General features: G+C 54.3%; 23 protein-coding genes. 19 read left to right on the top strand and 4 right to left on the bottom strand.

The features are described 5' to 3' along the window. Nucleotides 1-9: 9 nt before the first annotated feature. From MHI24_RS10395 to MHI24_RS10375, 5 genes are all read left to right on the top strand, one after another. Entirely contained in the window at nt 10-819 is an 810-nt protein-coding gene (locus tag MHI24_RS10395) for a DUF3891 family protein (RefSeq protein WP_340025556.1), read from the top strand. 17 nt (nt 820-836) lie between these two features. Beyond that, nucleotides 837-1,523, top strand: a complete 687-nt coding sequence (locus MHI24_RS10390; protein ID WP_340025555.1) for an ion channel — start codon at nt 837-839, stop codon at nt 1,521-1,523. A 37-nt stretch (nt 1,524-1,560) separates the two neighbouring features. After that, nucleotides 1,561-2,496, top strand: a complete 936-nt coding sequence (locus MHI24_RS10385; RefSeq protein ID WP_340025554.1) for a metallophosphoesterase — start codon at nt 1,561-1,563, stop codon at nt 2,494-2,496. Between the two features lie 60 nt (nt 2,497-2,556). Beyond that, nucleotides 2,557-3,105, top strand: a complete 549-nt coding sequence (locus MHI24_RS10380; protein ID WP_340025553.1) for a GNAT family N-acetyltransferase — start codon at nt 2,557-2,559, stop codon at nt 3,103-3,105. A 248-nt stretch (nt 3,106-3,353) separates the two neighbouring features. Further along, complete coding sequence (locus MHI24_RS10375) at nt 3,354-4,103, top strand: NADPH-dependent oxidoreductase (protein WP_340025552.1); 750 nt, start codon at nt 3,354-3,356, stop codon at nt 4,101-4,103. 132 nt (nt 4,104-4,235) lie between these two features. Here the strand turns inward: MHI24_RS10375 and MHI24_RS10370 are convergent, their stop codons facing one another. After that, nucleotides 4,236-5,045 (bottom strand): histidinol-phosphatase, encoded by an 810-nt coding sequence (locus MHI24_RS10370; RefSeq protein ID WP_340025551.1) that lies wholly within the window; start codon nt 5,043-5,045, stop codon nt 4,236-4,238. 41 nt (nt 5,046-5,086) lie between these two features. Beyond that, nucleotides 5,087-5,989, bottom strand: coding sequence for a LysR family transcriptional regulator (locus MHI24_RS10365; RefSeq protein WP_340025550.1), 903 nt, complete (start codon nt 5,987-5,989; stop codon nt 5,087-5,089). Nucleotides 5,990-6,387: 398 nt separating this feature from the next. On the opposite strand from MHI24_RS10365, the gene MHI24_RS10360 reads away from it, so the two are divergent. From MHI24_RS10360 to MHI24_RS10340, 5 genes are all read left to right on the top strand, one after another. After that, nucleotides 6,388-6,843, top strand: a complete 456-nt coding sequence (locus MHI24_RS10360; RefSeq protein WP_340025549.1) for a chemotaxis protein CheX — start codon at nt 6,388-6,390, stop codon at nt 6,841-6,843. Between the two features lie 25 nt (nt 6,844-6,868). Further along, nucleotides 6,869-7,645, top strand: a complete 777-nt coding sequence (locus tag MHI24_RS10355) for an SDR family oxidoreductase (protein WP_340025548.1) — start codon at nt 6,869-6,871, stop codon at nt 7,643-7,645. A gap of 129 nt (nt 7,646-7,774) precedes the next feature. Then, a complete protein-coding gene (locus tag MHI24_RS10350) occupies nt 7,775-9,232 on the top strand; it encodes a DEAD/DEAH box helicase (protein ID WP_340025547.1) in 1,458 nt (485 codons plus the stop codon). Next, nucleotides 9,229-9,975 carry an ABC transporter ATP-binding protein gene (locus MHI24_RS10345; protein ID WP_340025546.1) on the top strand — a complete coding sequence of 249 codons (747 nt, stop codon included), beginning with the start codon at nt 9,229-9,231 and terminating at the stop codon, nt 9,973-9,975. Before MHI24_RS10350 ends, MHI24_RS10345 begins: the two co-directional genes overlap by 4 nt. A 1-nt stretch (nt 9,976) precedes the next feature. Continuing rightward, nucleotides 9,977-11,197 carry an ABC transporter permease gene (locus tag MHI24_RS10340; protein WP_340025545.1) on the top strand — a complete coding sequence of 407 codons (1,221 nt, stop codon included), beginning with the start codon at nt 9,977-9,979 and terminating at the stop codon, nt 11,195-11,197. 164 nt (nt 11,198-11,361) lie between these two features. On the opposite strand, the gene MHI24_RS10335 is transcribed toward MHI24_RS10340, so the two are convergent. Together MHI24_RS10335 and MHI24_RS10330 are read right to left on the bottom strand one after the other, a co-directional pair. Beyond that, complete coding sequence (locus tag MHI24_RS10335; protein WP_238652264.1) at nt 11,362-11,472, bottom strand: YjcZ family sporulation protein; 111 nt, start codon at nt 11,470-11,472, stop codon at nt 11,362-11,364. Nucleotides 11,473-11,624: 152 nt separating this feature from the next. Next, entirely contained in the window at nt 11,625-12,926 is a 1,302-nt protein-coding gene (locus MHI24_RS10330) for an aminotransferase class I/II-fold pyridoxal phosphate-dependent enzyme (protein ID WP_340025544.1), read from the bottom strand. 258 nt (nt 12,927-13,184) lie between these two features. Here MHI24_RS10330 and MHI24_RS10325 point away from each other — a divergent pair, with 258 nt between their 5' ends. From MHI24_RS10325 to MHI24_RS10285, 9 genes are all read left to right on the top strand, one after another. Then, the gene (locus MHI24_RS10325; protein ID WP_340025543.1) at nt 13,185-13,970 is read left to right on the top strand and encodes an AraC family transcriptional regulator; all 786 of its coding nucleotides are present in this window, start codon (nt 13,185-13,187) and stop codon (nt 13,968-13,970) included. 380 nt (nt 13,971-14,350) lie between these two features. Further along, nucleotides 14,351-15,100: a 2,3-diphosphoglycerate-dependent phosphoglycerate mutase gene (gpmA, locus tag MHI24_RS10320; protein ID WP_340025542.1), complete on the top strand. Its 750-nt coding sequence runs from the start codon at nt 14,351-14,353 to the stop codon at nt 15,098-15,100. 209 nt (nt 15,101-15,309) lie between these two features. Beyond that, the gene (locus MHI24_RS10315; RefSeq protein WP_340025541.1) at nt 15,310-16,527 is read left to right on the top strand and encodes a hypothetical protein; all 1,218 of its coding nucleotides are present in this window, start codon (nt 15,310-15,312) and stop codon (nt 16,525-16,527) included. 167 nt (nt 16,528-16,694) lie between these two features. Next, complete coding sequence (locus MHI24_RS10310) at nt 16,695-18,056, top strand: extracellular solute-binding protein (protein WP_340025540.1); 1,362 nt, start codon at nt 16,695-16,697, stop codon at nt 18,054-18,056. A 6-nt stretch (nt 18,057-18,062) separates the two neighbouring features. After that, the gene (locus MHI24_RS10305; protein WP_340025539.1) at nt 18,063-19,439 is read left to right on the top strand and encodes a sugar ABC transporter permease; all 1,377 of its coding nucleotides are present in this window, start codon (nt 18,063-18,065) and stop codon (nt 19,437-19,439) included. Nucleotide 19,440: 1 nt separating this feature from the next. Continuing rightward, nucleotides 19,441-20,286 carry a sugar ABC transporter permease gene (locus MHI24_RS10300; RefSeq protein WP_340025538.1) on the top strand — a complete coding sequence of 282 codons (846 nt, stop codon included), beginning with the start codon at nt 19,441-19,443 and terminating at the stop codon, nt 20,284-20,286. Nucleotides 20,287-20,302: 16 nt separating this feature from the next. Continuing rightward, a complete protein-coding gene (locus tag MHI24_RS10295; protein ID WP_340025537.1) occupies nt 20,303-21,478 on the top strand; it encodes a glycosyl hydrolase 53 family protein in 1,176 nt (391 codons plus the stop codon). Then, nucleotides 21,456-23,093, top strand: coding sequence for a glycosyl hydrolase 53 family protein (locus tag MHI24_RS10290; protein WP_340025536.1), 1,638 nt, complete (start codon nt 21,456-21,458; stop codon nt 23,091-23,093). Before MHI24_RS10295 ends, MHI24_RS10290 begins: the two co-directional genes overlap by 23 nt. 51 nt (nt 23,094-23,144) lie before the next feature. After that, nucleotides 23,145-23,999: an AraC family transcriptional regulator gene (locus MHI24_RS10285; RefSeq protein ID WP_340025535.1), complete on the top strand. Its 855-nt coding sequence runs from the start codon at nt 23,145-23,147 to the stop codon at nt 23,997-23,999. Nucleotides 24,000-24,116: the final 117 nt, after the last annotated feature.

Here is a 24,116-nt window from a genome sequence, read left to right as displayed (position 1 = left end):
GAATAGACAATGATATGTCGTGAACAGGACGGCGCGCTCGTCATGATGAAGCAGCACGACCACGGGCTGCTGGCCGGGGAATTTGCAAAATGGTTCAAGGAGGAGCATACGCCTGCTGAGGGGCGGCGGGCCGAGGTTCTGTGGGCGGTGAGCCATCATGACCGGGGCTGGATTGATCTCGATGAGACGCCGTTCTGGAATGATGCGGAGGGGCAGCCGTACAGCTTCATCGATTTCCCGGTGGTGCCGAAGCTGACCTTCTACAGACGGGGCATCGATGAAATAGAAGCGCAGACGCCTTACGGGGCGCTGCTGTGCAGCTCGCATTTCGAACGGCTGATTGAGGTATCAGGGGAAGAATGCCCCGAGCTGACGCAGTACCTGGAGGATGAGGCAGAGCGCCGGGCGCGCATCCACCGCAGGCTGGAGGAGGAGAAGCCGCTCCAGGAAGGCGAGCTGTATTATGATGCCAGACTGCTCCAGTTCTGTGATGATCTCTCGCTGTTCCTGGCGCTGAATGAGCCGGGCAGCAAGGAATCCGAGAAGCATCCGTGGTTCGTGGACGGCTTCTCCGGCAGCGAGGAGTTCAGCTTCACCTCCGGCCGTGCGATTCAGGCCAAGTGGCAGGACAGCCGCACGCTTACACTGTCCCCGTTCCCGTTCACACAGGACATCGAGGTCAGCTTCAAGCAGCGGCGGGTCAGCCTTAAAGCGGTACAGGATAAGGGCATTGCCCGGGCCTATCATGAGGCACCGGAGCAGGAATGCAAGATCAGAGTCATAAGCGGACCGGAGGAAGATTCGCGGGCGAGAGCATAGAACAGGAGCGTAAAGCCATGGCATGGTGGATTTGGGCTTTCAATATCGTTGTCTTTGTATTGCTGGTACTGAGGTTTGCCCGGGTGAAGCTGAACTGGATGGGCAGAGGCGTGCTGCTCGCTCCTGTTCTGATCTATGCGCTGATCTCGGTGGAGGATCTGCTGAACCTGATCGATCTGGGTACGATTGTGCCCGGCAACCGGGGCCTGCGCGGACTGATTCTGCTTTTTGTCCTGGCTTCAGTCCTGTTCTATATTCTGTTTATTTTCCATGAAATCCGGGATTCCAACAGCAAGGAAGTCAGGCTGCAGCAGACGCTGGTCCGGATCAGCATCGCTACGTTCACCTGCATTATTTTTTTTACAGTCGTATATACATCGATTTATAAGCTGTTTGGACAGTCCTCGTTCCAGGGAAAGGGCTTAGGCCAGGATCTGCTTAGCCAGTTGGTTACGTTTCTCTATTTCAGTGTGGCTACCTTTACGACAGTCGGTTACGGGGATATAGCTCCCATAGATAATACCTCAAGGCTGGTTGTAGTCATGCAAATCTGCTTCAGCTTCATAACGGTCGCCTATGCGCTGTCCATGCTGGGCTTGTTCCGCAAGATTCTTGGAGGAAATACCACGGAGGAAGAGATTGAGGCGGCCATTGAAGTAGATATTGATGACAAGGCGGATGAAGCCGTACCCGATCGACAATAACCCAATTAGAATTCAAGATAGAAAGGAGAATCTCCTGATGAGCAAACCATCGTTCGGAGGCTCTCCGGGCAAAACGATACCCGCCGCCGGAGACGGCGGGGGACAGGTGCCGCCGCAGCCGGAAGACCCGGGCAGGCGCACGATGACGCGCCGCCAGTTCCTGACCCGCGGGCTGGGGACATTGGCCGGTGCGGCGCTGCTGACCGGCGGATATGCCTGGCAGGGGGAGCCGAACTGGTTAGAGGTGAACCGGCTGGAGCTGCCGCTGAAGAAGCTGCCTTCGGCTTTTGCCGGAACCCGGCTGATCCATTTCAGCGATGTGCATCTAGGGTTCAACAAGGATGCGCGCGATGTGGCCCGGCTGGTGAAGCATATCCGCGAGGAGCAGCCGGACCTGATCTGCTTCACCGGGGATATCGTGGACAGCTATGCCGAGGATCTGGCCGATTCGGTCTCTATACTGGCTGAACTGGAAGCCCCGCTTGGGAAATATGCCATTCTCGGCAATCATGATTACAAGAATACGGAGCTGCTGACCAGGCTGCTGAAGGAGGCGGGCTTCCGCGTCCTGCGCAACCAGGCTTACCTGATCCGGCAGGGCGGCGCAGTGATGGCGGTCGCCGGACTGGATGATATGCTGCACGGCAAGCCGGACCCGGAGGCGGCGGTCAAGGATATTCCGGACGGCACGTTCACGGTGCTGATGATGCATGAGCCGGATTACGCCGATATTGCCGAGGCGTATCCGTTTCACCTGCAGCTCTCCGGGCACAGCCATGGCGGGCAGATCCGCCTGCCGCTTGCCGGAGCTCCGTTCACGCCTTACGGCTCGCGCAAGTACATAAACGGCCTGTATTATACAGAGAATACAGGGATGCCGGTATATGTGAACCGGGGCTTCGGCGAGACGATGATGCCGCTGCGCTTCCTGTGCCGCCCGGAGCTTACTGTCCTGACGCTGCGCCGGGCGTAGTGGACGGTGGATGGTCACGCTCCGGGGAGAGGCCTAACAAGAGCGGAAGAGGGAGAGCTCATGAGCACGTATGAGATGATTATGGGCCTGGCGCTGCAAGGCCAGTCCATCGAACTGAAGACCATGGCACCCGGCGACGGGGCGATGCTGAAGCAGCTGCTCTCCCACCCCGAGGTGCAGCCGCATATTCAGCTCCGCCAAGGCTCGTCTTCACAGCAGGGCGTGCTGGATAAGCTGGTGAAGCGGATGCTGCACGGCTATGATCCCTCTGCGCTTCACACCGGCATCTATCTCAAGGGACAGCCGGAGCTGATCGGATCAGTCTCGCTGCAGAGCTGGAGCCGCCATGAGGGCAAGGCGGTGCTCGGCTATATGCTTAGTCCGCTGTGGTGGGGCCGCGGCTATGCGACAGAAGCTGTCGGGCTGCTGCTGGCTTACAGCTTCCGGGAGCTGGGGCTGCGGCAGATTGAGGGACGCTGCCGGGGAGATAATCTCCGGTCGGCCCGGGTACTGCTCAAGAATGGCCTGACCCTGGAGCGCACACTGCCGATGGCAGACGGCTCAGGCGATGTAATGAAGGTGTACACACTTGTTACACAAATGAAATAAACCCGTTATCAAACTCTAACAGTCAGCGGTTAAACTAAGTACATGACCCCCTTTTGAAAATATAAATGCTGTTGGGACCCGATGCTTCGGGTCCATTTTTTTGTGTTGCTACTTGCATGCGTGGAGCGTAAAGGTGCCTATGCGGATGAGGAGCATAGCATCACATACTGGCGGTCTCGACGGAATTTGGGCTATGATAGTGTACATCGTATATGGATAAGTATATAACTTGGGGAGGGTATGAGCTCTTGAATGATGTAATTAGATTGCTTACGAACCACCGCTCCTACCGGCACTATTCCGGGCAGACGGTGGAGCCGGAGAAGCTGAAGCTGATTATTGAAGCGGCCCAGGCGGCTCCATCGTGGGTGAACGGCCAGCAGGTATCGGTGATTGCCGTGCGGAGCGAGGAACGCAGACAACAGCTGTCGGTGCTGAGCGGGAACCAGAAGCATGTGGCGGAAGCGCCGGTCTTCCTGGTCTTCTGCATGGACTTCCACCGCGCGAAGCTTGCAGCTGAGCTTGAAGGCCAGCCGTTCGAGACGGCTGCGGATGTCGATGCCCTGCTGGTCGGCGCGACCGATGTCGGCATCGCCCTGGCGAATGCGGTGGCAGCGGCGGAATCGCTGGGGCTGGGTATTATCCCGATTGGCGGCGTCCGCCGCAATACCGCCGGGGTAATCAAGCTGCTGCAATTGCCGCAGTATGTTTTCCCGGTCGTGGGCCTCTGCCTCGGCTACCCGGCGGAGGAGCAGCCCAAGCGGCCGCGTCTGCCTATGGCTGCTGTCTATCATGAGGAGGTCTATAACCCAGACCAGCTAGGCCTGATTGAAGCATACAACGCGGTCCACCGTGAATCGCTGAAGGCGCAGGGCCTGACGGAGAGGGACTGGAGCAGCACCATCGCCCGCTTCTATGCCCTGAATCCGCAGTACGGGGATGCCCAGCGGACACTGAAGCAGCAGGGCTTCACCTGCGGGAATCTGAATCAGGACTAAGCACAGTACAGATATACCCCAGCGCAAAAATGCACCGCAGCAAAGCAGGCAGCGTAACGGGACTCTCCCGTCAGGCTGCCTGCCGCTGCGGTGCATTTTCTGTTTGCATGCCGTTATCCGCCTGCTTAACAATTACAAAGCAACAGTAACCTTCTGCCGCTGCTTGTAATAGACCCAATGCTTGAAGCCGATCTCCTTCAGCCGGGCTGCCACCTGATTGCGCTGGTCGGCCACGCGGGCAGGCAGATGGGCATCGGAGCCGAAGGTAACCTCTACACCGAAATGCAGCGCCCGCTCCAGAATCTCATCCGACGGGTACCAGCCGCCGCACAGCTTGGTGCCGCCGGAGGTATTGATCTCAATGGCCGGTCCGGACTCCCCGATCACGCGCAGAGCTTCGTCAATCTCGCGGGGCGCAGAGATCTCCGAGAACGGCGGATAATTGCCCTTCATAGCGTCGATATGGCCAAGGATCTGGAAAATGCCGCTGCGGGCAGATTCGGCGATCAGGCGGTAGTATTCGCTTTTGGAAGCCAGCTTCTGCTCATCCGTCAGCCCCTTCCAGCGGCCCTGATTGAAGATACTGATCTCTTCTACGTGATGCACCGAGCCGATAATATAATCGAACGGATACGCGGCGTAGATCTGGCGGTACAGCTCCGCATGCTCCGGGAAATAATCCGACTCCATACCGAGCAGGACGTCGATGCGGCCGGCGTATTCTTTTTGCAGCGCCAGCACTTCTTCTACGTAATGAACCAGTTCGGACTTCGCCATGGCGATCCGCGGGAAGGCCTGCTCCTCCGGGCTGCCGAAGTAAGGCGAATGGTCGGAAATTCCGATTACATCCAGGCCGGCGGATATGCCCGCTTCAATATAATCTCTGATATTGCCGTCAGCATGACCGCAGCGGAAATGATGGGTGTGCAGGTCGAAATTCATAATAGAAACATCTCCTTAGGCCAAAATGGCGGATTAGGTACTTACTCTGAGCCGATGAATTGGGTCTCGGGCATTCCTTTGAGATCGCTTAAGAATTGTCTCATCGCTGAATTGACGTATTTGCCGGATTTCGTAATGACACCTACAGGGTGAGTCACCTCAAGCTCGATGATCGGAACGATCCGCAGCGTACCGCTCCTGACCTCGGCGGTAACTGACTGCTTCGAGATGACCGCCGCTCCCAGGTCCAGCTCGACCATCCGCTTTACTTCCTCGCTGCTGGTCAGCTCCATAATCACATGGGGATGTATACCGTGCTTAGCCAGCACTTCATCGACGAACTTGCGGCCGACGGTATCGGGCGAGAGCAGGATCAGCGGGATGGTGCCCAGGGCTTCAATCCCGGCCGATTTGACCTGGGCCAGCGGATGGCGGGGCGACACGACCAGTTCAAAAGTATCATAATACAGCACCGAGGTGGTCATCCCGGGATTGCGCCCGATCAGATAGCCGATGCCGACATCCACCAGTCCGTTCTCGACCTGCTGGTAGATTTGGGACGAGGACATGGATGAGATCGAGGTTTTGATATGCGGGAACTGGTCCTGGAAATAAGAGAGCACCCGGGGGAGGATCTGGATGGCAATCGAGGTGGTGGTACCGAGAATAATATGCCCTTGGGGATTCTCTTCGAGATCGGCAAGGCGCTGCTTAAGCTCGTCCACAATACCTACAATCTGCTCAGCATGGGCGAGGAAGACCTTGCCCCTGTCCGTCAGCGTCACCGGCTGGTTCCGGTCCACGAGCTGGGTTTTGAATTCTTCCTCCAGGCTCTTGATCTGCGCGGAGACCGCCGGCTGGGTCAGGTTGAGCAGCTCGCCTGCTTTGCGGAAGCTCATGGTTTTGGAGATGGTAATCAGTGTTTCGAGTTGGCTGATGTTCATGAATTGCCCCCTAATGGCACCGGAATCGTGCCGCCGAATATTTGTACATACAGGGAAAGCCGCTGCTTTCCGGAGGTTGGATACGCTTAAGTTCTGGTTCCTGTCACAAGAGTCTGCAGGCTGCCGGTTGCGGCAAAATACACGGGAGATGTGCTGCTGATGGCTGACTCGGAGGGTTAAGGTGGTGCTGGCGTATCCGCTCGGGTGTCGTCATTTTATTAAATTATAGGAGATTCCTCCCGGGAGGGCAATGTTGCGGCCTCAACTAACTTTAGAAATCATTCGACAAGACCATTAATTTTTGGTGAATAATACCGATATATGAAGTATAATAAATCATTATTTGCTAGGACTTTTGGTGTATGACCAAAGACTGGTCGAGGGGGGACAGCACTTTCATGAAAGCAGAAGTTATTAATCCGTTTCTAGAGTCTGCACGAACCGTAATTGAGCAAGTAATCCAAGTCTCGCCATCCACCGGTATGCTGGGAATCAAGGACATTGAACTGATCGATAATCATATATGGATTCAAGTGGGAATGACAGGTCAGCTCAGCGGGAATATTATCTTCGGGATTGCTGAACAGGTGGCGCTGAAGATGGTGTCGGTGATGATGGGCGGTTATGTGATTACAGAGATGGATGAAATGGGCCAGAGTGCCATCTCCGAGCTGGGCAATATGATCAGCGGCAATGCCAGTACTATTCTCTCCAATCAGGGGGTAGCAGTAGACATTACTCCGCCGCGGCTGGTGAAGTCGGAGGGTATGTCCGTTCTGCCGCGTAAGGCGCTCAGCATTCCGCTGATGATGGAAGGCATCGGAGAGCTTGATATTCAGGTAATGATCTCTTAAGAGGGAACCGGGAGCTGAAGATTCGATGAAGTTGCAGGGCAAGATTGTGGTGATTACGGGCGCTTCCAGCGGAATCGGCGCACTTACGGCGCAGATGCTGAGCGAACGCGGGGCTGTCCCGGTGCTGCTGGCCCGTTCGGAGGACAAGCTCCGGGCGCTTGCCTCAGAGCTGAAGGGCGAATGCAGCTGGTTCGTCTGTGATGTGACCGATGAGGCGGAGGTTAACCGGACGATGGAAGCGGTGCTGGACCGGTACGGGCGGATTGACATTCTGCTGAACAATGCGGGGTACGGCAAATTCGCTGCTTTTACCGGGATGGAGCCGGATGAGTTCGCTGCCATGATGGATGTGAACTACATGGGAATCGTCCGCTGCACCAAGGCTGTAGTTCCGCATATGCTGGCGCGCGGCAGCGGCCAGATCGTGAATGTGGCCTCGATGGCCGGCAAGATCGGCACAGCCCGCTCGGTTGCCTATACCGCGACCAAGCATGCCGTTCTCGGATTTACCAATGCGCTCCGCCAGGAGCTGCGCAAGAGCGGGATTACCGTATCAGCCGTGAATCCCGGACCGATCGCCACCGACTTCTTCAAAACCGCCGATCCTTCCGGCAATTATGAGCGGAGCGTCAGCCGGATCATCATGACTCCGGAGCATGTGTCCGCGAAGATGGTCAAGCTGATGGAGAAGGGCAAGGAGGAAGTGGATCTTCCCGGTCTGGCGGGGTTCGGCATCCGTCTCTATGGCTTATTCCCCCGGCTGGCGGATAAGCTGACCTACAGCATGATGAACAGAAAGTGACGGTCCGGCCCACGAAGCAGCCGCTTGTCCCCCGGTCCGGACAGTAATGTATGGCCTTCCATTTGGTGGAGAGGCCTTTTTGGCATATAATGAACATATTATATTAAGTGTAAAGGATGAAACCCTATTATGAATAAAGCTTCTTTTGCGGCGATCGGCATCCAGGAGGACCTTGCTGCCCGGTTGTCTGAATTCGGCATTACCGAACCATCCCCTGTACAGGAGCAGACGATTCCGCTTCTGCTGGAAGGAAGAGATGTTCTGGCCGCATCCCAGACAGGCACAGGCAAGACGCTGGCTTACCTGCTGCCGCTGCTGCAAGGGATTAACCCGGACCAGCGCTCCCTGCAGAAGCTGGTCCTGGCCCCGACCCAGGAGCTGGCGATGCAGATTCTCCGCGAGGCGGAGCGCTACGGGGCGCACCGCGGTATCCGGGCCATGGGGCTGATCGGCGGGGCGGCGATTAAGCGCCAGATTGACAAGCTGCGGGAGCACCCTCACCTGGTGGTAGGCACACCGGGACGCGTGAGGGAGCTGATCGGGCTGCGCAAGCTGAAGATGCATGAGGTGACTACGATTGTGCTCGATGAGGCAGATCAGATGTTCCAGCTCAGCGGCGCCGGTGAAGTGACGAAGATCGTCAGCAGCGCACTGCGCACCCGGCAATTGGTCATGCTGTCGGCCACGATCGGCCCGGAGACCCGGCTGCTGGCCAGCCGGGAGATGAAGAATCCGGCCGAGGTCGGCATCGATCCCGGCATGATGACGGCCCAGAGCCTGGAGCATCACTACGTCGTGTGCGAGGAACGGAACAAGATCGACATGCTGCGCCGGGTCCTCCGTCATTATAAGCCGGAGCGGGCGATTGTCTTCGTCAACGCCACCGAGACGATTGCCGAGGTAACGGCCAAGCTGAACCATCTGGGGCTGCCGGCCGCTGCACTGTACGGCGATGCGGATAAGGTGACGCGCGCGAGCGTGCTGGCCCGCTTCCGGGACGGCAAGTTCAAGGTGCTGGTCGCCAGCGACGTGGCGGCGCGCGGTCTGGACATTGAGAAGCTGACGCTGGTCGTCAGCTTCGATCCGGCCTTCGACTCCGAGCACTATGTCCACCGTGCCGGACGGACCGGGCGCATGGGCAAGCGCGGGCTGTCCGTAACGATCGTTACGGAGCAGCAGACGTTCATCATGCGCAAATTCGCCCGCGAGCTGGATATCCAGCTGGACGAGCGGGAGATGGCCTTCGGCCAGGCGCTGCAGCAGGGCGAGCGCGCCGGGCTTAGGGGCGGCGGCGGACCTGCGCCGCGCTCCGGCAAGCCGCAGGCGCGGATCTCGGCGGCTGGCACAGCCGCCGGAGGGGCCGGAGGCTTGCCGGCCGGGCAGCCGGGGGAAGCGGCTGCCCGCAGTGAGGGGCCAGTGCGGCGTGAGCAGCACCGGCCGGGACAGGCCGCCGGCGCGCGCGGCGCGGCGGGAGGGCCCGGGGGCGGGGGCAAGGCCCGCAGCCAGGCGGAGCGGGACAGGAACCGCAAGAATAAAGGAGCCCCGAAATGGCTCAAGAACAAAACCCCGAGAGGTGACGGTCAATGAGTACAGCTCCTGTATTGGAGATTACGGGCCTCAGCGGAGGCTACAGCCTGAACAAGCCGGTGCTGCATGACATCGGCCTGCAGGTTCAGCCCGGTGAGATGGTCGGGCTGATCGGCCTGAACGGTGCGGGCAAGAGCACCACAATGAAGCATATCCTGGGGCTGATGTCCCCGCATAAAGGCGAGATTACCGTACAGGGCAAGACACGCAGCAGCGACCCCGAGAGCTATCACAGCGCGTTGTCTTTTGTCCCGGAATCGCCACTGCTCTATGAGGAAATGACGGTCCGTGAGCATGTGGAATTTACCGCCAGAGCCTACGGTGTGGACCGCAGCGATTATGAGTCGCGCACTGTCCAGCTGGCTGCACTTTTCAATATGGAGGACAAGATGGATACCTTGTCCTCCCATCTGTCCAAGGGCATGAAGCAGAAGGTCATGATTATGTGTGCTTTTGTAGCGCGTCCTGCCCTGTATGTGATCGACGAGCCGTTCCTCGGCCTGGACCCGCTGGGCATCCGCTCCCTGCTGGATTTCATGCTTGATCTGAAGCGGTCCGGGGCGTCCATTCTGCTCAGCTCGCATATCCTCTCCACGATTGAGAACTATTGTGACCGGTTCATTGTATTGCACGGCGGCAGGGTGATTGCGGAGGGGACGCTCGCCGAGATGACCGCGAAGGCCGGGCGGCCGGGCCTGAATCTGGAGCAGCTGTTCTATGAGCTGGTGCAGGGAGGGAAATGATATGGATTTGAAGGAGCTGCGCCGGCAGCGGCGCAGCCGGTTCACAGGCAGCCTGATCCCTTATATCGGATACATTATCCAGAGCGGGGTAGCCATGGTGTTCCTGCTGGTGCTGATTATGTTCTCCGCCTGGTACACGGCGCTGCTGCGCGATATTCCGGCCGGCCTGCCCATCCGCTGGATTATGTTCGTTCTGCTGATGCCTGCAGCGGTGCACAGCAGCTTCCGGACGTATCTGCAGACCCCGGATACGATCTTCCTGCTGCCGCAGGGCCACCGGATGAGAGAATATTTCGCTCCGTCCTGGGTAAGCGGCAATGTGTGGAAGATTCTGCGTCTGGCCTTTGTTCTCATTACATTATGGCCGCTGTACATACGCACTGATGTGTCGCCCAAGGGTCTGCTGGCCACCCTGCTGGTGCTGGTTCTGGTCAAGCTGCTCGCCAGCTACGGGCTATGGCGGGAGACAGCGATGCTCTCGCGGCCGGCTGCGGCAGGGTATACCCTGCTGCGCTGGGCGGTGGGCGGGCTGATGGTCTTCGCCTGGTTCTGGCACCCGCCGGTCCGCGCCCTGATCTTCATCCTGATTCTCGGGGCCGCCTATGTTGCGGCGCTGGCTGTACCCGGCCGTCACGCGGTAGCCTGGGAGCGCCTGATCGCGATGGAGAAGAATCAGGGGACCCGGGCGCTGATGGTCCTCGGCTGGTTCGTCGATATCCCCGGGCGCGAACAGCGGGTATATGCCCGGCGGTATCTGTCCAAGTGGGGCAGCGGCATAAGCTGGGCGCGGGATACGGCCTACCGGTTCCTCTTAACCAAAAGCTTCGCCCGCGGCGACATCTTCGGCATCGTTCTGCGGATTGCCCTGCTGGACCTGTTCCTGGTCTGGATGACCCGGGACAGCTATCTCGCCAGCGGCATTTATCTGGTCTTCCTCTTCCTGATGGGCGTTCAGCTGACGGCGCTGCGCAAGCTGCACAGCGAATCCTTCTGGCTGACGGTGTACCCGCTGCCGGAAGGCAGCAAGGGCCGGGAGACGATCCGGTTGGTGTTCCGGTGCCACCTGGTGCTGGCCCTGCTGACCGGGCTGCCCTTCCTGCTTCAGCTTGGAGAGCGGCTGGTGCCGGTCCTTGGAACCTTCGCCTGCGGGCTTCTGCTGGCGTATCTGTTCAGAGCCGCAGCCGTCCGCAGGGAAGCGCGTGCGGATGAGGACGACCTGTAAGCCCATAACAAAAGGCCTCCGCTCTGCAGCCGCAGAGGCGTGAGGCCTTTGTCATTCATTTTTTAAATAAAAGAGAATTCCTCTCTTCATATCCGGTGGAGCAGGGAATGCTGTAACACGTAGAGCGGAGAGAGCACGGGGCTCCCTCCCGGGGTTATTCCCGATTAGACAAACAGTGAACGGCTGATGATAACCAGCAGGATGAAGAGAACCAGGATAGCACCTGTACTTGTGAAAGGACCGTATCCATATCCGCCTCTAACTTCTTCGCTCATGTTCATTCCCCTTTCGCGTGTGAGTTGTTGTACTTGAGTACATCGTATTGTATGTGCGGGGGGAAGAACGTGTATAGGCCAATGCCGCAGCTCTGCTCAAAAAAAATCAGCCCCCCGTCCGGGGGCTGATGAATACACGTAACAATAGGGAATCAGGCCTTCTCCAAATCGCGGATGCCCGCGTAGACCAGATCGAACAGCTCTTCCAGCTGATCTTCCTCGATACAGGAGAAGGCGATGCGCAGATCGCTGTCGCCGAGAGCGATGGTCCCCAGCCCGTAGGTGTGGATCAGGTGCAGCCGCAGCTCCTCAGCAGGCACGGTCAGCAGCTTCAGGCACATGAAATACCCGGAGTTGAACGGATAATAGGTCCATACGTCATCGCCGTATTTGCCGCTGTCCAGCAGCGCCTTCACCTTGTTGGCCCGGCCCTTCATGATCTGGAACTTCTCTTCCTTCTGGGCGGCGAATTCCGGCGACTTCAGAGCGTCCAGCACGAAGGTCTGCGAAGGATGCGCTCCGCTGGAGATGGTTGCCCGGATAATGCCGAGTGTCTTCTGCTCCAGCGCGGCCAGCAGCTCCTTGTTCTCCGAAGCGTAAGTGATGAAGCCGACGCGGAAGCCCCAGACGAATTCCTCTTTGGTGGCTCCGTCAATCTTAACGGCCAGCACGCGCGGATGCAGGTTCGCCAGCTTGCCGAACAGCGATTCCTTCAGCGACTCCTCGAAAAAGAGTCCGAAATAAGCATCATCGCTCACCACCACCACATTGATGCCTTCCTCTGCGGCGCGCGCAATGGCGGCGACAATGGCTTCGCCTTCCTTAAGCCCTGGTGTATAGCCGGTAGGGTTGTTCGGGAAGTTCAGCAGCACAATCGCCTTGCCGCGCTCCTTCTGCGCCAGCAGGGCATCCAGCAGCCCCTCGCTGTTGAAGCTCATGTCTTCGTTGAACAGCGGGTAATTCACCGTCTCGGTCAGACGGCGGATGCCGAAGGTCAGCTCGTAGTTCTCCCAGTTTTTGTCCGGATAGATGACGGCGTCCCCTGGCTCTGCGAACAGATCGGCAACGATGCTCAGCCCGTGGGTCAGCGCGTTCGTGACCACCGGATTGCTGATGGACTTGCCTTCGAGCGACGGATTCTCGCGGATCATCTTCTCCCGCCAGACCGAGCGCAGCTCAGGCTTGCCCGCCGGAGGCGCGTAACCGTACAGGTCCTTGGGGCTGAAGGCGGATAGCTTATTCTGAATCACATCAAGATGCATCGGCATCCCGTGCTCGGTAGCAATCCCGATGGTCGCATTATACTTTTTGGCATGAGCCGCTGCTTCTGCGGACTGGCTCAAGATTCCCTCTTTGGGGAAGTAGATCGCTTTACCAAGACTAGAGAGCATATCGTACACATGTTCATTGCCTGCCTTAATGCTGTCATTCAATTGTCCAGCCAGTGGATTCATCAGTTTCATCCTTCCGGTATTCTTCTGGGATAGATACGTTAACATTGCCTAACATTATAACATCGCCGATTGCCGCCGTCACGAAGAATGCTGTCTTTTCATAAATACTTTTGCAGAAGCCTGATAGAGGGCAGGTATGCAGGGGAAGATGTACAAATAGGAAGCGGACAAGGTATTATGAAAAGTAAGCGTACACTTTAACTATACCGTTATACTAGAAGGAGCGGACTTTCCGCATCAAGTTTAGGAGGGAACGATATGCTTCATGCATCGCCATCCTCTTTTGTCATCCTCCCGGCCCTGGCGAAGATTGTCTGTGAACCCGGCTGGAAGTGGCAGAAAAGAGAGAAGCCGCTGCAAAATTATGACTTGTTCTATGTCTGGAGCGGGGAGGGCACGGTTGTGCGCAACGGGGAGCCCTATCAGGTGGGGAAGGGAAGCTGCTTCCTGTTCCGGCCGGGTGATTATACCAGCGCGACACATAACCCGCAAAAACCGCTAGTCATTACATATATCCACTTCGATGTGACAGAGGCGGTCACGGAGCTTCCGGCCCCCTACCATGAGCTGACCGAGACGGTGGAGTTCGAGCATCTGCTGGCCCGTTATGTCCGTCTGTTCCTGGTGCAGACTTATGCTGCGGAGGAGGAGGGCCGGCTGATTCTGAAGCAGCTCATGATCCATCTGCTGCGGCAGGATCAGGTGGTGCCGGTGGAGCGCCATGTCAGCAACCAGCTCGCCGAGGTGATCCATGAGGTAGCGAACTATGTCAGCCAGCATCCCGGCGCGGCCCACCGGGTTGAGGATCTGGCCTCCCGGGCGGGGCTGTCCCCGCGCTATTTCTCGATCAAGTTCAAGGAGATTACCGGCTCCTCGGTCCAGTCCTATGTGATCCGCGCACGGATTGAACGGGCCCAGCATCTGCTGCTGTACGCGGGCATGAACGTCACAGAGGTGGCGGATGCGCTCGGCTACCGGGATATTTTCTTCTTCAGCCGCCAGTTCAAGCAGCACACCGGGAAGAGCCCGTCGGAGATCCGCTGAAGCGGGGGAGTTGTGCTGGGTGTGCTATAGGTGCTATGAGTGCTGTATGTGCTAGATGTGACAATGTGTGCTATGCGGACTGAGAGGACCTTATTTTGCGAAAAAAGCACTACTTCCGCCCGCTGCGGACTCAGTGGCCGTTATCAGGCGGATTGGGGCCTGAATGGCGGCGTATGGGCCGGCTTAAGCGCATGTGTCCGCAAGGTGTCCAGCACAGCTGGGGATGGGCCCGTTCAACGGGTGAAATCCGGCTTGCCGGGGTGAGTACATCGCATTGGAGCGGCAGGACGGTCGTGAAGTTGAAGCGGGCCCCGCTCTGTGACACAATAAAGGAAAGCACCGCGCAATATACACTTATATACGGGAGAAGGAGAGAGCTTATGTACGAAATCGTTCTGATACGGCATGGAGAGAGTGAATATAACCGGCAGAATCTGTTTACGGGCTGGAGTGATCCCGATCTGACGGAGAAGGGCGTGGAGGAGGCCAAGAAAGCGGGCCGGCTGCTGAAGGAGAACGGATACACCTTCGATCTTGCGTTCGCCTCGGTGCTGAAGCGTTCGATCAAGACGCTGAACTATATCCTGGATGAGATGGACCTGCTGTGGATTCCGGTGCAGAAGTCGTGGAAGCTGAATGAGCGCCATTACGGGGCGCTGCAGGGCCTCAGCAAGAGCGAGACTGCGCTGAAATACGGCGAGGAGCAGCTCCATATCTGGCGGCGCAGCCTCTCCGTCCGGCCCCCGCAGCTGGAGTCGGATGACCCGCGTTATCCCAGACATGATATCCGCTACAAGGAGGTCCGGCCGGGCGACATTCCGCACGGGGAGAGCCTGGAGGACACCGTTCACCGGGTCGGCGACTTCTGGGCCAACCGGATTGTCCCGCTGATCCGCAAGAAGGAGCGGGTGCTGATCTCGGCGCACGGCAACACGCTGCGGGCCTTGATTAAGTACATGGAGGACATCGACGAGACCGCGCTGCTCGACCTCAACATCCCGACCGGCGTCCCGCTCGTCTACAAGCTCGACGACGATGTGAAGCCGCTCAGCCGCTTCTACCTCGGCGAACCCGAAGAGGTGCAGCAGAAGGCGCGTGAGGTGGCGAATCAGAGTAAGGTTACGGAGTAGCAGGGGCAGAGTCATATATAATTTAGCAGGTTTTAAAGCAGGGAGTGTTCCGGCCGTTTCGGTGGGGATGCTCCCTGTTTGTTTTGGTTGTATTAATTTTGTGGTTGAGAAAAAAGTGGCAATCTGGTTATCCTTGTTAAGGTAACAATCTATTATAAGGAGGAACAGATTTTGGAGAAGGAACACTTTTGTCAGATGAGAAGGTACATATGAAGAAGCTCTATTCTATACTCTGCTCCTTATCCCTATTATTCCTTGTTTCGTGTAGCCAGCAACAAATTAATCCGGCATGGAAATCCGATCTGGAGTACGTTAAGTCAGAGATGCTTAACAAAGACATTGGTCTGATTACAAATTCAGCACGGTCTGAGGACTTTACGCACGCTATTGATCAGATTCTCTCCAATCTGCCGAAATACGATAATGATGATCAAATTTTTGTGGATTTATCTCGGGCAATCGCCTCCATCGGGCAGTTACATACAGCATTACAGCTTAAGAATGAAGATGTGCTGCCCTTTAATTTCTATATGGAACAGGGAGATTTATATGTCACCGGCGCTGTTCCAGCGTATACCGATACCTTTTTTATGAAATTAACTAAGATTGATGATACGCCGGCACCTGAAATTATTCAGAAGCTGGAGGGTGTGATTTCGCATGAAAATATCCAGGGCCTGCAATCCAAGGTGCCTACCTACATCCTCTATCCCTCCATCCTGCACGGCCTGGATATTGTTACGGATAAACAGCACATGGAATTGACGTTTCAGCATAAAGCCTCACAGGAAACCAAGGTTTCCGTCCAACCCGTGTCTCCCGAGCAATACATGGCCGGGCTTCAAATCCCCCACGTGGGCAATCCTTATTACGATAAATTCAGAGGGTCTAATTACGGGCTGGAGTATCTGGCCGCAGACAAGGCTCTGTACATTGCGTATAACGTTTGTGCGGAGGATGCAGCATACAGCTTGCAGGCCTTTCAAGAGGATATAAGGACAGCAATCAGGAGTGAAACCGTCGGGAAGGTGATCATTGATCTAAGGGCCAATCCGGGAGGGGATTCCCGGGTGCTCGATCCCTTGATCGAGGAGCTGTCCTCTATTAACCGTCTTCATAAAAATGTATATGTGCTGATTGGCAGGAATACGGCTTCCTCAGCGATTATCAATGCCATCTCCCTACAGGCCTCTCTTGAAGCTGTTCTTGTCGGGGAGCCTACCGAGAGCAGTCCTAATAGCGCTGGCGAAATTCTGCCACTGGCACTGCCGGATACCGGATTTATGATTAGCTACAGTACCAAGGAATTTCATCTGTCCGACACAACCGCCGATGCGCTGTTACCGGATATCCCTGTGGCCTTCACCATGGGGGATTATGAGCGGGGAAGCGACCCGGTGCTGGGAAGGGCTTTGGAAGAGGAATAACCGTATTAAAAAGGACTTCAGGCTGTTTCTGCTGAAGTCCTTTTTAGTATCACAGCATAAGATTCTTATACGATTTACCATTGGTATTCAATATATATTAAGAATTTGAAATCCTTTATAATCTGAATTACGCAAACAAATAAGGTTAAGCAAAAGGGGGAATCTGGGTGAAGAAATACAGATATTTAGGGGTGTCTTTTACAGTTGCAGCTATACTAGTCGGGTCAGGCTGTGGCAACACAGCGAATACCGCCATATCATCCGGCAATAAAGGAGCTTCAAACACGGGATCAGCCGCAGCTGCGGAAGAAGGCGGACTCCAGTGGGATGATGCCGCTAAGGACTATGTGATGGAGCCTGAAATCTCTTCAGGAGAGCAGCCGCTTAAGGTTTGGCTGGAATACGAGGAGTATGCTAAAGCGCTGGTTGAAGCATTTAAGGTGAAATATCCAAACGTGAAAGTCGAGTATGAAATTGTTGCCAAGGTAGACAGTGTAGATCGTATGGCGCTTGACGGCGAAGCGGGCAAGGGGGCAGACGTCTTTATGGCCAACTACGATAAGCTGGCACAAGCGATCGATAATGCCACAGCGGCTCCACTCGGCAAATATGAGGATACCTTAAAGGAAAGGATGCCGGACACGTTTATTGATGTGGCGAGCAAAGACAGCCAGATGTTCGGCGTGCCGGTCTCGACAGAGTCGATTGCACTGTTTTATAACAAAACACTTTTGAAAGCGCTAACAGGAAGTGACAAGCCAGCGGCGACTTGGGATGAAGTTATCGAACTTGCCAAAACGTACAATGACAGTAAAACCAATCAATGGACCATCCGTTTCCTCGCGGGACAGCTCTATTATGCTTACCCGGTATTGTCCTCGCTCGGCTGGCATCTGTATGAGGATAATAACCTGGACGAGCCTCATTTTGACTCGGAGGCGCTCACGAAGGGGTTGGAATATTACAAGACGCTCCGCAGCATCTGGGATGTCAATTCCGCTGATGCGACATGGGATTCCATTGAAAGTGAATTCGTGAAAGGCAAGACGCCTTATGTCATTACAGGACCTTGGGTATTCAAGGATTTTGATAAAGCGGCTGCGGATAACCAATTCGAGTACGGTGTTACGACGTTGCCCAAAGTAGCTTCGGGTGATACAGCAGCCTCCCTGACAGGGATTTCGGTCGCTCTCGTATCCGGCTATTCGAAGTATCCGGCTGCTGCAAGAGTGTTTGCTAATTTCATGGCGTCAGATGAAGGCGCTGCTGCATTGTATCAATCGATAGGAGCCATCCCGGCTCTAAAGGCGGATCATATTCAAAACGTTGAAGGAATCAGCGGCAATGAGCATATCGCAGGGATTATCGCCCAATCCGAGAATGCCGATCTGACGCCGCAGATTCCGGAGTATCTGTACACTTCCGGCAACGAGCTTATCGTCAATGTATGGGATAATCTGCTGCCGGTCGGCGATGCGCAGCAAAAGGCTGAACAAGCTTATGACAACCTGAAAGCACTGGGTCAATAGACTGACATGAATCAATCTCAAAACAAACAGACAGCGCCGGCGTGGGCAGCAGGGGTACTATCCGCAATCGTATGGGGGGGCGGCCAATGGCTGAACCGTCAGTATTTGAAGGGTCTCCTGTTCTTTCTGATTAGTGCAGGCGGCATAACAGCAGAGTTGACAACCGGCCATTACAATGATATGTCAGCAGGCTTCCGCTTGCGGGATAACGGCGGATTTTTTTTGAAGGGACTCTGGGGCCTTGTTACATTAGGGACTCAGCCAAGGAAAATGGGGATATCCGGGCTAACACCCGGGGATCATTCCATCGTCTTAATGGCGAACGGGATCATCGCGTTATTCGTTATTCTGATTCTGGTCTTCTTCTATATATGGAATATTAGAGATGCCGTAAGGGTTAGACGCCGGATGGAAGAGTCCGGCCTCCAGCACAGCTCGCTGCAAGACATGAAGCAGCTGTGGGAATCGATGTATGCCTACATCGTGCTGTCTCCGGCGGCATTGCTGACCTTGTTTATATGCGTGCTGCCGATTGTGTTCGGCGTGCTGATTGCTTTTACTGATTACAGCCGCAGCAATACGCCGCCGACTAAGCTTGTCCACTGGGTCGGATTCGATAACTTTGTAACGGTGACGCAAGTCTTTTCCTGGATGCATACGTTTCTTAATGTACTCTTGTGGACGTTTGTATGGGCGATCTTGGCGACAATCACCACCTACTTCTTTGGCTTCTTTCAGGCGGTGCTGCTGAACAACCCGGCTGTGAAGTTCAAGAAGCTGTGGCGGAGCATTTATATTCTGCCTTGGGCGGTTCCGGCGATGATCTCGGCGCTGGTATTCAAGTCGATGTTTAACGGACAATTTGGCCCGATAAGCCAGTTCCTGCTTGATAAAGGATTTACAGATGAGCGTATTTATTGGTTCACCGATCCGAGTCATGTATCCCTCGCGCGAATACTGGCATTGTTAATCAATCTGTGGCTTGGTTTCCCGTACTTTATGGCGCTTATCGGAGGCACATTGACAACAGTATCAGACAGCTATTACGAAGCTGCCCGGATGGATGGCGCGACCTCCAGCCAGACATTCTGGAGAATCACCTTCCCGATAGTATACAGGGCGACTGCTCCACTGCTGATGCTGTCTTTTGTCAGCAACTTCAATAACTTTGGAGTCATTTACTTCCTGACCGAAGGCGGCCCTGCCAATCCGAATTACAATTTCGCAGGCAACACGGATCTCTTGATTACCTGGCTGTACAAGCTGACGCTCGATAACAGGCTGTACAATATGGGGGCCGTTATGTCTATTATTGTCTTCCTGATTGTAGCGAGCTTCTCACTCCTCAATCTGCGGAAATCCAAGTCGTTGGAGGAGCTGTAAGATGAAACCTAAACGTACAACCCTCGCGGCGGTATTGAAAACTACACTGATCTACATCGAGCTCATCGTGGTAGCGGTTATCGTCATTTACCCGCTGATGTGGATTGTCGGCTCTTCGTTTGGCAGCTCGAAGGGGCTTGCGAATGCTTCGCCTATACCGGCAGATACCACTTGGAATAATTATATTAATCTCTTCCGGAACACAGACTTTCCGGTTTGGTATATGAACACGCTTAAAGTAGCGGCGGCCAATATGGTGTTTGGGGTTTTGCTTTCGACCTTGGGTGCCTACGCTTTCTCGCGGTTCAAGTTTAAAGGGAAAAAGGCGAGTCTGCTAACAATTCTAATTCTGCAAATGTTCCCAACGTTCCTGACCGCCATAGCCGTATATATGCTTTTCCTGAACTTTGGTCTGCTCGATAGTCTGACAGGGCTGACTATTGTAGGTGTTGCGGCACAGCTGCCGTATAATATCTGGCTGCTGAAGGGATATATCGATAACATTTCGCTGAGCTTTGATGAAGCGGCCTTGATTGACGGGGCATCGCGCACGCAAATTTTTATCCGTATTATTATGCCGCTGGCATCGCCGATGCTGACGTTTGTAGCTGTATTGCAATTTGCGGCTCCATGGATGGACTTTATTTTACCAAGGCTGCTGATCTCCAGCGAGGAGAAGAAGACCGTTGCCATTGGACTCTATTCCATGATCAGCGACCAGACCAGAAATGAATTCACCTTATTTGCAGCAGGCTCCGTAATCGTTGCTATCCCGATTGCCATTTTGTATATCGTATTGCAAAAATATCTGATCAACGGCCTGACAGCCGGCGGAGACAAAGGATAGGAAGGATAGATTACAGATGAACCCAACTTTTATTAAAGGTGCAGATGTTTCCATGCTGAAAGAGGTAGAGGAGCTCGGAGGAGAGTTCTTCTTGGGGAATCAGAAAAAGGATTTGTTTGAGATTATGCAGATCAAAGGGCTTAATGTTGTCCGGCTTCGCTTGTGGGTGAATCCCTATGACGAGGAAGGCTGCCCATATATGGGCGGTACGAATGATCTGGAGACAACCATCGAGCTGGCGAGAAGAGCGAAAGAGCAGGGCCTACAGTTCATGCTGAATATTCATTACAGCGATTTCTGGGCTGACCCCAAAAAACAATCCAAACCAAAGAGCTGGCAGGAGCTGTCCTTCGAGCAGCTGGAGGAGAAAGTATACAACTACACTAAAGAAGTATTGGATGTGTGCGGAGCATGTGACGTAATGCCTGAGCTCATCCAGATTGGGAATGAGACAACAAACGGCATGTTGTGGCCGGACGGCAGAACACCGAAGTATTTATTCGAGCAGAACAAATTTGAAGAGACGGAGGCGGACGAGTGGAAGAGCTCCTTTGACCGCCTGGTAAGCTTGTTGAACGCAGGAATTCAGGCGGCAAGAGACTCTGGTCCAATGAAAATTATATTGCACCTCGATGCCGGCGGCGCAAACGTGCTTTATCGCACCTGGTTTGATGAAATGGCGGCACGCAGCGTAGATTACGATATTATCGGTCTATCCTATTACCCGATCTGGCACGGAAGTCTGGAGGAGCTGCGCTTCAATCTTGAAGATATCAGCGCCCGGTATGACAAGGAAGTACTTATCATTGAAACGGCATATGGCCATACGGCGGAGAGTCCGACGGGTGCGGATATTTTCACATCTGAACTGGCTAAGAATGCGGGTTATCCCCCCACTGTAGAAGGACAAGCGCAGTTTCTATATGATTTGATGCAGACGGTCGATCAGGTGCCCGGCGGAAAAGGGCTTGGCATTGTGTACTGGGAGCCGGCATGGCTGCCGGTGGACGGGACAACCTGGGCAAGTCCTGAAGGGATGAAGTATGGCAATGATGTCGCTTCAATGGGGAATCACTGGGCCAATCAGGCATGGTTTGACTTCCATGGACAGGCTCTTGATTCAATAGATGTGTTTCATCAATTTGAATCTAAGAAGAGGGGGGCTAGTTGTGAGGAAGTGGACAAAGGTTAGTTTATTACTGGTTTGCGTTATCACGCTTATTCTGCCAAACATCGGCAGTAAGAAGGCAGAGGCAGCCGGTACGTTCATCATGGGCGGGGATGTATCGATGCTGAACGAGGTGGAACAGAAGGGCGGAAAGTTCTATAAGGATGGTGTGCAGAAGGATGCTTTGCAAATCCTGAGCTCAGCCGGGATGAACTATGTCCGGCTACGGATTTGGGTGGACCCGTATGACAGCCAAGGTAATCCTTACGGCGGCGGTACGAACGATCTGGCAACAACAATTGCCTTGGCTAAACGGGCGAAAGCGAAAGGCATGGGCATTTTTCTTGATTTTCAACTCAGTGATCATTGGGCAGACCCGGGTAATCAGACTAAGCCTAAAGCATGGAACAGCCTAACGTATTCCCAGCTAAAAACGGCCGTTCACAATTATACGCAAAGTGTCATTACATCGATGAAAGCTGAGGGGGTCATGCCTGCCATCGTTCAAATGGGCAACGAAATACCCGGCGGTGTATTATGGAATGACGGTAAGGTTGGAAACGGGATTACTGACTTTACGAAATTAGGCGAGCTGCTGTCCGCCGGTATTGACGGAGTGAATGACGCGCTCTCTTCCGGAGAAGACATTGAAATCGTGTTGCATTTGGATCATGGCGGTGACAACAGCTTATATACGTGGTGGTTTGACAACATTGTTGCGGAAAACGTTGAGTTTGACATTATTGGCTTATCCTATTATCCGTTTTGGCACGGCACCATGGGCGAGCTATCGTACAACCTGAATGCTATCAGCAAGCGGTACAACAAGGACGTCATGATTGTAGAGACGGCTTACGGGTCTACGCTTGACGACGGCGACGGTCTCGGTAACGTATTTTATACAACAGAAGAAAGCGTGGGCGGCTATCCGGCATCTCCTGCAGGACAAGCTGCATATATGCGGGATTTGAAAGAAATTGTACAGGATGTGCCAAACGGTCACGGCCGGGGGATATTCTGGTGGGAACCGGCATGGCTTCCTGTAGAAGGGGCGAACTGGGGAACGGAAGAAGGTGCTCTGTACAATAATGACACGGGATTATTATCCAATCCATGGGATAACCAGATCCTGTTTGATTTTAACGGGAATGCCCTGTCCTCGTTGTCTGCATTCAGTATAGCTTCACCAACGAACCTGTTGACGAACGGCAGCTTTGAAGCGAACGGATATACAAGCACACCCTCCGGATGGGGAGTATGGGCGAATACAACGGCTAACCTGAGTTCCATCAAGACAGAACAGCCGGCCGTCGCTGGTGAGTACAAGCTGACTTTTTGGAATTCAGCAGCCTACAAGGCCTCGGCTTATCAGGTGAAAACGGGACTTACGAATGGTACCTACTCGTTGACAGCTTGGGTATTAAACAGCGGCGGGCAGAATTCAGCCTATATATTTGCCAAAAATTATGGAGGAACCGAGAAGCAGACGGCTCTGCCGGTCAGCACAACATCATGGATGAAGGTCAGAATCGACAATATCCAGGTAACGAACGGGCAGGCGGAGATCGGCATCTACTCGGATGCTAATGCGAATAACTGGATTAACGTGGATAATGTTAAGCTCTATAAATCGTACTAATCTATATTAAAGTCGCCAGATGATTTCATTTATAGCTGGGTGGGGTCATAATTGAAATGGGACGATGAGAACATACGGTGCGTATTTAATTCCTTAGAACGGTCGCTCCCTTTATTTATTGAGACTATTGGATATAGTGCATGGGAGCTAAAGTTTGTCAGACCTGATGGTTATCCGTATTACCACTGGCTGTATACCTTAAGCGGAGAAGGCAGCTTCGAGATGGAAGGCAAGCACTTCGCGCTTACAGCCGGAAAAGGTGTCCTGCTGACGCCATTTACGCCACACTCCTATCATCCATTATCAGATTCAGATCGTTGGTCCACCATCTATATTACTTTTGGGGGTACGGCTGCTTCAGCGATATTGGAATCGCTTAATATGAATGTGTCTGCGGTCTACACTGAGGCAGATCAGGTTTCATTCGCAGATGTAATCGGAGAAATATATGATAAGGCAGACCGGGATGGGGAGTTCTCTGGGCTGGAGTCATCGACGGAGCTATACCATTTTCTAATGTTGCTGCGAAAATACGGGATGCGTAATGATCAGCCCTCGTTGTCGCAATATTACGATAAGCTGCGTCCGGTTGTACATTGGATGGAGAGTAATTGCTCCGCTAACGTCGGACTTCCCGAAATTGTGGAGCAGGCACAGATCAGCGTTTCTTATTTGAACGAGCTGTTTCGTGACGCATTTGGTATGAGTCCATATTCCTTCCTCATTCAATTGCGAATCCGGCAGGCGAAGAAGATCATGGTAACGAATCCCGATATGGCACTTAAGGAAGTGTCATTACTTGCCGGCTTTAATGATGTCAGTCATTTTGTCGCGACCTTCCGAAAAAAGGAAGGAATTACTCCGGCCAAATACCGTGAGCTGCATTTGTCAGCTCAGGTGGACTAAATCCGCATGATAAGCTATAGAGTCAAACAGATGCGAAAAACCGAACACATTACGCCCGCGAGCCGGGGAAGTGACCCGGTGTTGAGCAGGACTCCGAAAGAGGAATAATATTTGCAT

This window comes from Paenibacillus sp. FSL K6-1096, from assembly GCF_037977055.1.
Taxonomy (GTDB): domain Bacteria; phylum Bacillota; class Bacilli; order Paenibacillales; family Paenibacillaceae; genus Paenibacillus_AQ.
This window is presented reverse-complemented; position numbering and strand designations above follow the sequence as displayed.

What these genes read in the sequence shown, in the direction of transcription:
- MHI24_RS10395 (WP_340025556.1), top strand. Translation starts at nt 10, where the DNA reads ATGATATGTCGTGAACAGGACGGCGCGCTCGTCATGATGAAGCAGCAC.
- MHI24_RS10390 (WP_340025555.1), top strand. Translation starts at nt 837, where the DNA reads ATGGCATGGTGGATTTGGGCTTTCAATATCGTTGTCTTTGTATTGCTG.
- MHI24_RS10385 (WP_340025554.1), top strand. Translation starts at nt 1,561, where the DNA reads ATGAGCAAACCATCGTTCGGAGGCTCTCCGGGCAAAACGATACCCGCC.
- MHI24_RS10380 (WP_340025553.1), top strand. Translation starts at nt 2,557, where the DNA reads ATGAGCACGTATGAGATGATTATGGGCCTGGCGCTGCAAGGCCAGTCC.
- MHI24_RS10370 (WP_340025551.1), bottom strand. Translation starts at nt 5,045, where the DNA reads ATGAATTTCGACCTGCACACCCATCATTTCCGCTGCGGTCATGCTGAC.
- MHI24_RS10365 (WP_340025550.1), bottom strand. Translation starts at nt 5,989, where the DNA reads ATGAACATCAGCCAACTCGAAACACTGATTACCATCTCCAAAACCATG.
- MHI24_RS10360 (WP_340025549.1), top strand. Translation starts at nt 6,388, where the DNA reads ATGAAAGCAGAAGTTATTAATCCGTTTCTAGAGTCTGCACGAACCGTA.
- MHI24_RS10355 (WP_340025548.1), top strand. Translation starts at nt 6,869, where the DNA reads ATGAAGTTGCAGGGCAAGATTGTGGTGATTACGGGCGCTTCCAGCGGA.
- MHI24_RS10350 (WP_340025547.1), top strand. Translation starts at nt 7,775, where the DNA reads ATGAATAAAGCTTCTTTTGCGGCGATCGGCATCCAGGAGGACCTTGCT.
- MHI24_RS10345 (WP_340025546.1), top strand. Translation starts at nt 9,229, where the DNA reads ATGAGTACAGCTCCTGTATTGGAGATTACGGGCCTCAGCGGAGGCTAC.
- MHI24_RS10340 (WP_340025545.1), top strand. Translation starts at nt 9,977, where the DNA reads ATGGATTTGAAGGAGCTGCGCCGGCAGCGGCGCAGCCGGTTCACAGGC.
- MHI24_RS10335 (WP_238652264.1), bottom strand. Translation starts at nt 11,472, where the DNA reads ATGAGCGAAGAAGTTAGAGGCGGATATGGATACGGTCCTTTCACAAGT.
- MHI24_RS10330 (WP_340025544.1), bottom strand. Translation starts at nt 12,926, where the DNA reads ATGAATCCACTGGCTGGACAATTGAATGACAGCATTAAGGCAGGCAAT.
- MHI24_RS10325 (WP_340025543.1), top strand. Translation starts at nt 13,185, where the DNA reads ATGCTTCATGCATCGCCATCCTCTTTTGTCATCCTCCCGGCCCTGGCG.
- gpmA (WP_340025542.1), top strand. Translation starts at nt 14,351, where the DNA reads ATGTACGAAATCGTTCTGATACGGCATGGAGAGAGTGAATATAACCGG.
- MHI24_RS10315 (WP_340025541.1), top strand. Translation starts at nt 15,310, where the DNA reads ATGAAGAAGCTCTATTCTATACTCTGCTCCTTATCCCTATTATTCCTT.
- MHI24_RS10305 (WP_340025539.1), top strand. Translation starts at nt 18,063, where the DNA reads ATGAATCAATCTCAAAACAAACAGACAGCGCCGGCGTGGGCAGCAGGG.
- MHI24_RS10300 (WP_340025538.1), top strand. Translation starts at nt 19,441, where the DNA reads ATGAAACCTAAACGTACAACCCTCGCGGCGGTATTGAAAACTACACTG.
- MHI24_RS10295 (WP_340025537.1), top strand. Translation starts at nt 20,303, where the DNA reads ATGAACCCAACTTTTATTAAAGGTGCAGATGTTTCCATGCTGAAAGAG.